The 12,405-nt window shown below is 74.9% G+C and carries 7 protein-coding genes; 3 read left to right on the forward strand and 4 right to left on the reverse strand.

Features of this window, described 5'->3' with window-relative positions:
- Positions 1 to 84 precede the first annotated feature (84 nt).
- Complete coding sequence (locus AC3EVP_RS14815) at positions 85 to 1,674, reverse strand: phospholipase C (protein WP_435130251.1); 1,590 nt, start codon at positions 1,672 to 1,674, stop codon at positions 85 to 87.
- 37 nt (positions 1,675 to 1,711) lie between these two features.
- A complete protein-coding gene (locus AC3EVP_RS14820; RefSeq protein ID WP_435130253.1) occupies positions 1,712 to 4,921 on the reverse strand; it encodes an NHL domain-containing protein in 3,210 nt (1,069 codons plus the stop codon).
- A gap of 175 nt (positions 4,922 to 5,096) precedes the next feature.
- On the opposite strand from AC3EVP_RS14820, the gene AC3EVP_RS14825 reads away from it, so the two are divergent.
- From AC3EVP_RS14825 to AC3EVP_RS14835, 3 genes are all read left to right on the forward strand, one after another.
- Positions 5,097 to 6,053 carry a GlxA family transcriptional regulator gene (locus tag AC3EVP_RS14825; RefSeq protein WP_335978006.1) on the forward strand — a complete coding sequence of 319 codons (957 nt, stop codon included), beginning with the start codon at positions 5,097 to 5,099 and terminating at the stop codon, positions 6,051 to 6,053.
- A 237-nt stretch (positions 6,054 to 6,290) separates the two neighbouring features.
- Positions 6,291 to 7,289, forward strand: a complete 999-nt coding sequence (gene gap / locus AC3EVP_RS14830; protein WP_335978008.1) for a type I glyceraldehyde-3-phosphate dehydrogenase — start codon at positions 6,291 to 6,293, stop codon at positions 7,287 to 7,289.
- Between the two features lie 104 nt (positions 7,290 to 7,393).
- The gene (locus AC3EVP_RS14835) at positions 7,394 to 10,567 is read left to right on the forward strand and encodes an ATP-binding protein (RefSeq protein WP_435130258.1); all 3,174 of its coding nucleotides are present in this window, start codon (positions 7,394 to 7,396) and stop codon (positions 10,565 to 10,567) included.
- Here AC3EVP_RS14835 and AC3EVP_RS14840 read toward each other — a convergent pair.
- Positions 10,551 to 11,339: an ABC transporter permease gene (locus AC3EVP_RS14840; protein WP_435130261.1), complete on the reverse strand. Its 789-nt coding sequence runs from the start codon at positions 11,337 to 11,339 to the stop codon at positions 10,551 to 10,553. The two genes, AC3EVP_RS14835 and AC3EVP_RS14840, sit on opposite strands and share 17 nt — an antisense overlap.
- Positions 11,336 to 12,325, reverse strand: coding sequence for an ATP-binding cassette domain-containing protein (locus AC3EVP_RS14845; protein WP_435130264.1), 990 nt, complete (start codon positions 12,323 to 12,325; stop codon positions 11,336 to 11,338). Before AC3EVP_RS14845 ends, AC3EVP_RS14840 begins: the two co-directional genes overlap by 4 nt.
- Positions 12,326 to 12,405 lie beyond the last annotated feature (80 nt).

Consider the following 12,405-nt stretch of genomic DNA (forward strand, 5'->3'; position numbering starts at 1 on the left):
TGGCGGGGGTGCCCGCGGGCCGTACGCCGGGTGGGCGTACGGCCCGCGGTTCCCCCTGCCCTCGGAGGGGCCGGCGCCGGACGGTCAGTGCCCGTGCGGCTGCGCCGGCATGCTCTGCGTCGCGCCGGGGCGCGAGGGCATCGGCTGGGCGGCGGCCGCGGTCTGCGCGGCGAGGTTGGCCGCGGTGGTGCCCGGCTCGAACTGCGGGTTGCTCGGGGCCGGTTTGCGGTCGTTCAGGCGCAGCGCCCCGGTGAAGTCACCGAAGGTGCGGCGCCGCCAGGTGCTGATCGGGGTGAACTTCACCGGGCCGTTGCCGGACAGGCCGCCCGCCGCGGTGAGCGTCTCGATGAACTGCAGCCCGGAGGTGTGGTCGGAGACCTCGGAGAAGATCCGGCCGCCCACGGTCCACGGCGAGACGATGATGCACGGCACCCGGAAGCCGCCGCCGGCCGGCAGCCCGCCGCCCGGGGTGCCCTTCGGCGAGGGCACGGTGACGAACTCCTCGGGGTACCTGCGCGGGTCGGGCACCGGCGGCGGCACGTGGTCGAAGAACCCGTCGTTCTCGTCGTAGTTGAGCACGAAGACGGTCGAGTTCCACAGCTCCTCGTTGGCCGCGAGCGCCTCCAGCTTCGAGGCGAGGTACTGCGCCCCGGCCGCCGGGAGGTTCGGCGGGTGCTCGTCGGCCGCGCTCGGCATGTACAGCCAGGACACGTCCGCGAGGACCCCGTTGGCGCAGTCCTCCTCGAACCCGAGCGCCGGGTCGGCCGCCGCCGTCGGGTTCAGCGGGTCGCCGGCCTTCCCGGGCGTGCCGTCGCCGTACAGGGTGCCGCCGCTCATCACGGCGTTGTACAGCCCGGTGGGCACCGTCTTGTTCTGGAAGCTGGCGAACCAGGAGAAGACGTTGAACCCGCTGGTCGCGCCGGAGAAGTACGTCTTGACGCTGTACCCGGCGTCGTACAGGACCTCCGCCGCCGACGGGTGCGTCATCGGGTTGGGCGTGACCGTCTCCAGCACCGGCCCGCCGAACCTGCCCTGCGGGTCGTTGGTGCCGGACATCCACACCAGCCGGTTGGGGTCCGTCGGGCCGAGGATCGAGCAGTGGTAGTTGTCCAGCAGTGTGAAGGACTCCGCCAGCGCCCAGTGGAAGGGGATGTCCTCGCGGGTGAAGTACCCCATCGTGTAGGACCCGTTGACCTCGCCGTCGGAGGCGAGGTGGGTGGTCAGCCAGCCGTCCATCGCGCCGTGGTTCCACGAGGCGTGCTGGTCGCGCCAGTCGTGCGACAGCGACGGTATCGCGGCCGCGCCGGTGCTGATGGTGGACATGTGGAACGGCTCCAGGTAGCCGTCCGGGTTCGCCGGGTCGGGCTGCCGGAAGACGGAGTCGCCGTTGGGCAGCCTGATCGCGGTCGGGTCGCTGAAGCCGCGCGCGCCGGGGAACATGCCGAAGTAGTGGTCGAAGGACCGGTTCTCCATCATCACGTACACGACGTGCTTGATCTGGGACAGGCTGCCCTTGGCGGGGGTCGCGGCCGCGGCCCGCGCCAGGCTCTCCGGCAGCACGCCGGCCGCACCGGCGGCGCCGGCCAGTGTGGCGGCGCTGGTGATGAAGCGGCGGCGGGACATCCCCGAGCGGCCCGCGGCCGGGCCGGGGTTGCGGGAATCGGTGGTGCTCATCGTCTCTCTCTTCCTCTCTCGTCGGGTCTCGGACCGGTCAGGACGTCGCGGGGGCCGTGGGCCCGGCCGCGTCGCCGGCCCGGGCGATCCCGAGCACCTGCGCCACCGCGTTGTTGTGGGTGTCGGCCACGTACAGCAGGTGCGTGGACAGGTCGACCGCGATCGCGATCGGACTGTTGAGCCTGGAGGCGGTCGGCGCCGCGCCGCTGCTCTCGCCGCCGGGCGCGGCCGAGCTGTTGACCACGGTGGTGATGGTCCCGTCGGGGGTGACCATGCGGACCGCGTTGTTGACGGTGTCGGCGACGAACAGGTCGCCCGCGCCGTCCAGGGCCACGCCCTGCGGGTCGTTGAGCCGCGCGGAGGTGGCCGCGCCGCCGTCCCCGGCGAAGCCGCCGAGGCCGTCGTCGGCCCTGGCCGCGGCGTAGTCGCCCGCCACGGTGCTGATCGCCCCGGACGCCGCGTCCACCCGGCGGATCACGTTGTTCGCCGAGTCCGCGACGTAGAGGTTGCCCTTGGCGTCCAGGGCCAGCCCGGTGGGCTGGTCGAGCTGGGCGCGGGTGGCGGCCTTGCCGTCGCCGGCGTACCCGGCGCGGCCGGTGCCGATCACCCGGACGACCTTGTGCCTGGTGTTCACCTCGACCACGCGGTTGTTGCGGGTGTCGGAGACGTACACGTCGCCCGCGCTGTCGACCGCCACGGCCGCCGGGCCGTTGAGCTGCGTGGTGAGCGCGTTGGCGGAGGACCGGCTGCCCGCGGTCCCGGTGCCGGCGAAGCGCGAGATCACGCCCTTCGCGGAGACCTCGCGGACCACGTTGTCGCCGCTGTCGGCGATGAAGACGTCGCCGCTGCCGTCCACGGCGGTGCCGGCCGGCTGGTAGAGCGTCGCGTCGGTGGCCTTGCCGCCGTCGCCCTTCTCCCCGCTGTCCTCCAGCTGCCCGGCGATGACGCTGGTGGCGCCGTCGCGCAGCCGCGCCACCACGTTGTCACCGGTGTTGGAGACGTAGACCGAGCCGTCGCCGACGCTCGCCAGCTCCGCCCGCAGGTTCGCCTTCGTGCCCGCGGCGCCCTGGGACTGCGCCTGCGGGGAGCCACCGCCGACGGAGATGCCCGCCGGCCGGTACAGCGAGCCCGGCGTCACGTTGGGCACGACCGCGCCGGTGCCCGGGTCCACGTGGGTGCCGGGGATGTCGCCGACCGAGGTGTACGGCATGGTCTGGAGCACCGGCCCGGACGGCACCGCGTCGGAGCCGATCCTCAGGTCGAGGTTGTCGGCGGTGCCGTCGGAGTTGGCGCCGCTGCTCACGCCGACCGTGGCGATGGTGACCACGACCTTCGCGGTGCCGTCGGGCACCGTGCCGTACCACGCCTGGTGGACCAGGCTGGAGACGTTGCCGCGCTGGGCGGCGGTGACCGGGCCGATGACGCCCGAGCCGAGCGTGCCGCCCTGGTCGTCCACGAACGCGGCCGTGACGGTGGCGTAGTCGCTCTGCGTGGCGTAGCCGCCGAGGTCGCCGGAGAGCTCGAACGGCTGGCTGCCGGTGCTGAGCGCACCCAGGTCGACGGTCTGCACGCCGGTGGTGGCGATGCCCGGGATCGACACGGTGCTGGGGTTGGTGCCGCCGTAGAAGACCCGGCCGCCGGTCACGCCCGGGTACGTCGACGCGCGCGACTCCTGTGTGCCGTCGGGGGCGTTGAGCGGGGAGGCGCTGGTCCAGCAGTCGGCGATGGTCTGGTCGTCGCCCAGCGGCGCGCCGAGCGCGGTGGCCGCGGTGAAGTCCTCGGCGCCGGGGTTGGCGATGAGGTTGGCGTTCAGGGCCGGGGTGACCTGGTCGGCGGCCGGGCAGGGCGCGGTGTACGTCTGGCCGACCGTCTTCTGGCCGATCGTCAGGTTGAGGTTGTCGGCCGTTCCGTCGTTGCCGGAGTCGTCGGCGACGGCCGCCGTGACGATCGTGACGAGGATCTTCTTCGTGCCCGCCGGGACCGTGCCGTATGTGCCGTCGGAGAGCAGCTCGGTGGTGTTCGCGCGCTGGGCGGCGGTGGCCGGGCCGATGCCGGCCGTGCCGAGGGCGGCGCCGTCGGCGTCCTCGAAGGTGGCGATGACCTGGGCGAAGTCGCCCTGTGCGGCGGAGCCGCCGACCTGGCCGGTCAACTTGTACGGCTTGCCGTCCACGTCCAGCGCGCTGACGTCGACCAGCTGGGTGCCGCTGGTGACGGTGCCCGCCGCCGATACGCCGTCCGGGCTGCTGCCGCCGTGGAAGACGCGGTCGCCGGTGGTGCCGGGGGCGGTGGAGGCGCGCGACTCCTGGGTGGCGTCGGGGGCGCCCAGCGGCGAGTTGCTGGTCCAGCAGTCGGCGATGGCCTGGTCGTCGCCGTCGGGGGCGCCGAGCGCGGTGGCCGCGGTGGCGTCCTCGGCGCCGGGGTTGGCGATGAGGTTGCCGTCCAGGGCGGGGGTGACCTGGTCGGCGGCCGGGCAGGGCGCGGTGTAGTGCTGGCCGGTGCCGTCGGCGGCGATCGTCAGGTCGAGGTCGTCGGCCCGGCCGTCGATGCCGTACCCGGCGCTGACGCCGGTCGAGGCGATGGTGACCAGGACCTGCCGGGTGCCGGCCGGGACGGTGCCGGCCGCAGCCTGCGGGACGAGGCTGGTGACGCTGCCGCGCTGCCCGGCGTTGACCGGGCCGAGCACCGCGGAGCCGAGGGTGGCGCCCTTGGCGTCCTGGAACGCGGCCGTCACCGTGGCGTAGTCGGCCTGCGTGGTGTAGCCGCCGATCGCGCCGGTCAGGGTGAACGCCTTGCCGCCCGCGTCCAGCGCGCCGACGTCGATCATCTGGGTGGCGATCGTGGTGACGCCGACGATCGACACCTGCGGGGAGTCGTAGTCGTAGCCGCCGTAGAAGGTGCGCTTGCCGGTCTGGCCCGGCTCCGAGGACGCGGACGACTCCAGGACCGCGCCGGGCGCGTTCATCGGGGAGGAGGCGTCCCAGCAGTCGGGGACGTCCTGCGGGTCGCCCGCCGGGGCGCCGAGCGCGGTGACCGCGGTGAAGTCCTCCGCGCCCGGGTTGGCGATGAGGTTGGTGCCCAGGGCGGGGGTCACTACGTCGGCGTCGGGGCAGACGGCGGAGAAGCGCTGGCCGGTGGTGGCCGCGGTGGCGGTGCTGCCGTCGGCGTCGGCCCCGACGAGGCCGAGGACGGTCAGCGCCGCGGCGGCCGCGGCCACGGTTCTCCAGCCGACCTTGAGTTGAGGGATCATGGCCCTCATTCACGGCCAGCGCCACGGACGCCGCGCGGCCCGGTTCCGGCGGGACGATGGATGTTGTGTGAACATTCCTCAGCCGGCCTGCGAATTGCGCCCGTTGGGCCGGATCGGCGCCGGCGCGGCCGCCGGATGGACGGTCCGGCGCCGCCCCGCACTTACGCTGGTGCGCGTGCCCGCCTCCGCCCTGCAACGCGTCGCCGTCCTCGTGCTCGAAGGGGCCAAGCCGCTCGACGTCGGGATTCCCGCGCAGGTCTTCTCGACCCGCGCGAGCATGCCGTACGAGGTGCGGGTGTGCGGTGCGGCGCCGGGTCTGGTCACCGGCGGCGACGGGCTGTCGTACCACGTCGCCGACGGCCTCGACGCGCTCGCCTGGGCCGAGATCGTCTTCATCCCCGGCTACCGCTTCCCCGACCGCGACGACCCGCCGCCGGCCGTCGTCGAGGCGCTGGTCGCCGCCCACCGCCGCGGCGCGCGGCTCGCCGCGATCTCCACCGGCGCCTTCGCACTGGCCGCCACCGGCCTGCTCGACGGCCGCCGCGCCACCACCCACTGGCACTACACGCGGGCGCTCGCCGTGAAGCACCCCCGGGTGCGGGTGGACGAGAACGTCCTGTTCGTCGACGAAGGCAGCGTGCTGACCTCGGCCGGCGCCGCCTCCGGGATCGACCTGTGCCTGCACGTGCTGCGCCGCGACCTGGGGGTGGCCGCCTCCAACCACGCGGCGCGGCGGCTGGTCGCGGCCCCGTACCGCAGTGGCGGCCAGGCGCAGTACGTGCCGCGCAGCGTGCCCGAGCCGCTGGGGGAGCGGTTCGCCGCCACCCGGGAGTGGGCGCTGCGCCGGCTCGGCGAGCCGCTCACCCTGGAGGTGCTGGCCCGCCACGCGGCGGTCTCGCCCCGGACGTTCTCGCGCCGCTTCACCGAGGACACCGGGTACACGCCGATGCAGTGGGTGATGCGGGCCCGGGTGGACGTGGCGCGGGAGCTGCTGGAGCGCTCCGGGCGCAGCGTCGAGCAGATCGCGGCGGACGTGGGGCTGGGGACGGGGGCGAACCTGCGGCTGCACTTCCAGCGGACGCTGGGGACGACACCGAGCGAGTACCGGCGGACGTTCACGCGCGGCGAGTAGCGGCGAGTAGCGGCGAGTAGCGGCGGGCCCCGGCGAGTCTCGGCGCGGGGCCGGTACGGTGCCGGGCGTACGGCGCAGGCGGTCCTACGGCGTGCGTGGCGCGATCCTTGCGAACCGTGGCGCTCGTGCCCAGGCCGTACCCGGCCGCCGCGCGCCACCCTGGAAGGCGAACCGGACAGTCACCCGCAGGGACCTGCGGAGACTTCAGGAACCGTGCCAGGACTGGGGACACTTCTCATGACCCGCATCGCCATCAACGGATTCGGCCGCATCGGACGCAACGTGCTGCGCGCGCTGCTGGAGCGCGACACCGAACTGGAGGTCGTGGCCGTCAACGACCTCACCGAGCCGGCCGCGCTCGCCCGCCTGATCGCCTTCGACTCGACCGCCGGCCGCCTCGGCCGCCCGGTGAGCGTCGACGGCGACGTCCTCGTGGTGGACGGCCGCCGGATCAAGGTGCTCGCCGAGCGCGAACCCGCGCAGCTGCCGTGGGCGGAGCTCGGCGTGGACATCGTGCTGGAGTCCACCGGCCGCTTCACCGCCGCGAAGGCCGCGCGCGCCCACCTCGACGCCGGCGCCCGCAAGGTCCTGGTCAGCGCGCCCTCCGACGGCGCCGACGTGACCCTGGCGTTCGGCGTCAACACCGAGGCGTACGACCCGGCCCTGCACACGGTCGTCTCGAACGCCTCCTGCACCACCAACGCGCTCGCCCCGCTCGCCGCGGTCCTGCACGACCTCGCCGGGATCGAGCACGGCTTCATGACCACGGTGCACGCCTACACCCAGGAGCAGAACCTCCAGGACGGCCCGCACCGCGACCCGCGCCGGGCTCGTGCCGCGGGCGTCAACATCGTGCCCACCACCACCGGCGCGGCCAAGGCGATCGGCCTGGTCCTGCCCGACCTCGACGGCAAGCTCTCCGGCGACTCCATCCGGGTGCCCGTCCCCGTCGGCTCGATCGTCGAACTCAACACGACCGTCGCCCGCGACGTCACCCGCGACGAGGTCCTCGCCGCCTACCGTGCCGCCGCCGACGGCCGGCTCGCCGGTGTCCTGGAGTACTCCGAGGACGCCCTCGTCTCCTCCGACATCACCGGCAACCCCGCCTCCGCGATCTTCGACTCCGCCCTCACCCGCGTCGACGGCCGCCACATCAAGGTCGTCGCCTGGTACGACAACGAGTGGGGCTTCTCCAACCGCGTCATCGACACCCTCCAACTCCTCGCCGCCTCCTGACCCTTGCCCCCCGGGTTCGCCCGGGGCACCGACCGGCCCCGCGCGCCCGAAGGCGGCGGGGCTCGGGCGGTCCGGGTGAAGGCCGGGTGGCCTAGGCTGCGCGGGTGGACGCGAGACCTGAGCTGACTCTTCTGCCGCGGGTGGCGTGGCGCGGTCAGGAGGTCAACGCGCCGCGGCTGCGGGCGCTGCTGGCGCTGCTGGCCGGGGAGCTGCGGGGCGGGTGCGGCACGGAGCGGCTGGTGCGCGGGCTGTGGCCGGAGGAGTTGCCGGAGCGGCCGGGCAAGGCGCTCCAGGTGATCGTGTCCCGGGCGCGGGCGCAGTGGGGCGCGGAGGTCATCGAGAGCACCCCGGGCGGATACCGCCTGGCCCTGACCGAGGAACAGGTGGACAGCTCCGCCCTGTTGCTCGCCGCATCCGCGGGCGCCGAGCGGGCCCGGGCCGGCGACCACGCGGGAGCGCTGGCGGCCGCCGAGACCGGCCTCGCACTGTGGGCGGAGGTCCCCGACGACTCCCACGACGCCGGCTCCTCGTCCGACCCCGTCGCCGCGCTGCGCGCCGAACGCCGCCCCGTACGCGACGCGTTGGCCCGTACCCGGGCCCTGGCCCTGGCCCGGCTGGGCCGGTACACCGAGGCCGCCGGCCCCCTCGCGCAGGCCGCCGCCGCCCACCCGCACGACGAGGAAGTCCTCGCCGAACTCCTGCGCACGCAGGCGGCGACGGCCGGCCCGTCCGCCGCGCTCACCCGGTACGAGGCGTACCGCCGCGGCCTGCGCGACCGGCTCGGCACCGCGCCGGGCGCCCGACTGCGGGCCGTGCAGCAGGAGTTGCTGCGCGAACAGACTCCCGCGGCCGTGCACGGCGTACCGCACGAACCGAACCCGCTGCTCGGCCGCGACGCGGACGTCGAGGCGGTGCTGCACCTGCTGCGCGACGCCCGCGCCGTGACCGTGGTCGGCCCCGGCGGCCTCGGCAAGACCCGGCTCGCCCACGCCGTCAGCCGCCGGGCCGAAGGGCGCGTCGTGCACTTCGTGCCGCTCGCCGGGGTCACCGCCGACCAGGACGTGGCCGCCGAGGTGGCGGCGGCCCTCGGCGCGGGGGACGCCCGGCACCCCGCCTCCACCGCACCCGCCTCCGCCTCCGCCTCCACCGCACCCGACCCGGTGCCCGGCATCCTCGGCGCCCTCGGCCCCGCCCCCGCCCTCCTCGTCCTCGACAACTGCGAGCAGGTCGTCCACGGCGCCGCCGACCTCGTACGGGCCCTCGTCGCCTCCACGCGCGACCTGCGGGTGCTGGCCACCAGCCGCGCCCCGCTCGACCTCACCTCCGAGGCGGTGTACGCCCTGCCTGCCCTCGGCCCCGCCACCTCCGCCGAGCTGTTCACCCAGCGCGCCCGCGCCGCCCGCCCCGGCGCCGACCTGCCCCCGGACGCCGTCGCCGAGCTGTGCCGCCACCTCGACGGGCTGCCCCTCGCCCTGGAACTGGCCGCTGCCCGCGTCCGCGCGCTGTCGGTCCCGGAGATCGCCCGCCGCCTCGGCGACCGCTTCGCGCTGCTGCGCGGCGGCGCCCGGGACACCCCCGCACGCCACCGCACCCTGCACGCCGTCGTCGCGTGGAGCTGGAACCTGCTCGCCGAGGACGCCGCCGCCGCGCTGCGCCTGCTGTCCGTCTTCCCCGGCGGCTTCTCCGGCGCCGCCGCGGACCACGTCCTCGGCGCCGACGCGCTGCCCGTCCTGGAGCAACTGGCCGACCAGTCCCTGCTCACCGTGGCCGACACCCCGGCCGGCACCCGCTTCCGGATGCTGGAGACCGTACGGGAGTTCAGCGCCGCGCGCCGCGCCGAGGCCGGCGAGCAGGACGAGGCCGCCGACCGCTTCCTGCGCTGGGCCCGGGACTTCGGCGCCGCCCACCACGACGTGCCCTTCGGCCCCGAACCCCGCGCGGCCTGGGAGCGGATCAGACCCGAGCAGGACAACCTCGTCCTCGCCCTGCGGCACGCCCTGGCCCGCGGTGACGGCGCCACCACCGCCGCCGTCACCGCGGTGCTCGCCGCCCTGTGGTCCAGCGACGCCGGCTACGCCCGCCTGCTCACCCTCGCCGCAGACACCGGCCCCGCCCTCTCGCACCACCGCCCCGCGCCCGAACACGCCGAAGTCGCCCGCGCCGCCGCCGTGATGTGCACCGCGGGCCTGCTCATGGGCCACGGCCCGCGCCCGCTGCGCCAACTCGCCACGCTGCGGCGGCTGCCCGCGGCCACCCCCGACACCCTGCTGGGCGCCGCCGCGCTGGTCCTCCTCGCCGTCCCCCGGATACGGCCCCCCGACTTCGCGGTGCTGAACGAACTGTGCGGCAGCGACCGCCCGTTGGTCGCCGGCATCGCCGAGAGCATCGCCACCTACGTCTGGGAGGCCGAGCACGACCCCGACCGCGCGCTCGCCTCCGCCCACCGCGTCGTCACCGAACTGGCCCCGGCCGGCAGCCCGTCGATGCGCCTGGTCGGGCACTCCCGGCTGAGCGAGCTGTACCTGCGGGTCGGGCGCGGCGAGGAGGCGTACCGCCATCTCCTCGCGGTACTGGACGTGTTGCCGCTCCTCAACGACGGGCAGGATCACCTCTTCGTCCGCTCCTCCCTCGTCCTCGCCTGCCTCCAGCGCGGCGACCTCGACGAGGCCGAGTTCTGGCTCGCGCAGTGCGAACGGGACGCCGCGCGGCGGCAGGACGCGCACTACCGGCCGGACCTGGCCGGCCGCGCCGAGGTCGCGCTGGCGCGCGGGGAGACCGAGACGGGGCTCGGCCTGTGGCGCGAGGTGGGGGAGCGGATGCGCGCGGGGGCCGGACCGGCCGCCGCCGAGCCGGCCCTGCCCGACCCCTGGACGCTGCACCTCCAGGCGGCCCTGGTCACCGCCCACGCGCACGCCGGCCGCCTCGACCTCGCCGAGCCCCAACTCGCCGAGCTGCGAAGCTCCTTGCGCCTGCTGCTGGCCGCGGACACCGCGCCCGGCGCGTCCGCGCAACTCCCCCTGTACGGCACCGCGCTGCACGCCCTCGGCATGGCCGGCCTCACCCGCGGCGACCCCGCCCCCGCCGTCCGCATGCTCGCCCTGGCCGAACGGCTGCACGTCCTGCGGGAGTTCCAGCCGACGATGTCCGCGGACCGCGCCCGGCGGGCGGCCGAGAACGCCGACCGGGCGGCGTACCGCGACGCGGTGTCGCGGTACGCCGCCCTGGCACGGGACGACCTCCGGGCCGCCGCTCGCGCCCTCGTCACCGACCGCGGTTGAAAGACCTCATCGACCAGCGGTAGCCCAGCACCGTCAGACCGGCGCACCACGCCAGCGCGATCCACCCGTTGTCCCCGATGCCCGTGCCCAGCAGCAGCCCGCGCAGCGTCTCGATGGCCGGTGTGAACGGCTGGTACTTCGCGATCGGCTGGAACCAGCCCGGCATCGTGTCCGCCGGGATGAACGCGCTGGAGATCAGCGGCAGCAGGATCAGCGGCATCGCGCTGTTCCCGGCGGCCTCGGCGTTCGGGCTCGCCATCCCCATCCCGACCGCGACCCAGGTCAGCGCCAGTGCGAACAGCGCGAGCAGCCCGAACGCGGACAGCCACTCCAGCGCGCCCGCGCCGGTGGACCGGAACCCGACGGCCACGGCGACGGCGCCGACCAGCACCAGACTGGCCAGCACCTGGAGCACGCTGCCCACGACATGCCCGATGATCGGGGCGCCGCGGTGGATCGCCATCGTGCGGAACCGGTCCATGATGCCCTCGGACATGTCGGTGGCCACCGACACCGCCGCCCCGATCACGGTGCTGCCGATCGTCATCATCAGGATGCCCGGGACCAGGTAGGCGACGTAGTCCGCGCGGTTCGCGGTCGCGCCCCCGATGCCCGCGCTCATCACGTCGCCGAAGACGTAGACGAAGAGCAGGAGCAGCATGATCGGGGTGAGCAGGAGGTTGAGGGTGAGGGAGGGGTAGCGGCGCGCGTGGAGGAGGTTGCGGCGCAGCATCGTGTGGGAGTCGCGGACGGCCAGGGGGAGGGCGCTCATCGGGTCTCTTCCTTCCGGAGGGTGCTGCTGCTGCCGGGCTGCGCGGGGACGTCGCGGCCGCCGGTGAGGGCGAAGAACACGTCGTCGAGGTCGGTGGTGTGCACGGTCAGCTCGTCCGCCTCGACACCGGCGGCGTCCAACCGGTCCAGTACGGACCGCAGTTCGCGCTGGCTGCCGTCGCTGGGGACCCGCAGGGTCAGGGCCTCCTCGTCCCCGCCCGCCCCGCGCAGTGCCGCTGCCGCCGACCGGTACGCGGCCGGGTCCGTGAACCGCAGCCGTACGTGCCCGCCCGGGACGAGCCGCTTCAGCTCCTCCGCGGTGCCCTCGGCCGCGATCCGGCCCTCGCTCAACACCGCGATACGGTCCGCGAGTTCGTCGGCCTCCTCCAGGTACTGCGTGGTGAGGAACACCGTCACCCCGTCGGCGACCAGCCCCCGTACGATGCCCCACATCGTGTGGCGGCTGCGCGGGTCCAGCCCCGTGGTCGGCTCGTCCAGGAAGATGATCCGCGGGCCGCCCACCAGCGTCATCGCGAGGTCCAGCCGCCGCTTCATCCCCCCGGAGTACGTCGACGCCGGCTTCCTCGCCGCCTCGTCCAGGCCGAACCGCGCCAGCAGTTCCGCGGCCACCCGGCGGCCCTCGCGGCGCGGCAGATGGTGCAGGTCCGCCATCAGCAGCATGTTCTCCTCGCCGGTGATCAACCCGTCCACCGCGGAGAACTGCCCCGTCACCCCGATCGCCGCCCGCACCTGCTGCGCCCCGGCCACCACGTCGTGGCCGCCGACCCGCACGTGTCCGGCGTCCGCCGCGACCAGCGTCGACAGCACCTTCACCGCGGTCGTCTTCCCGGCCCCGTTCGGCCCCAGCAGCGCGAACACGGTGCCTGCGGGCACCACCATGTCCACCCCGTCGAGGACCGCCTTGTCCCCGTACGCCTTCCGCAGCCCGCTCGCCTCGATGGCGGGCCCACCCGATGTCGTCGTCATGCCCCGGAGCTTCCCGCCCCCCGGCTTCACCGCGGTTTCACCCCGCACTCACCGGGTCCCGGCGGGAGCAGGCGCCGTGA

It is taken from the genome of Actinacidiphila sp. bgisy144 (assembly GCF_057708105.1).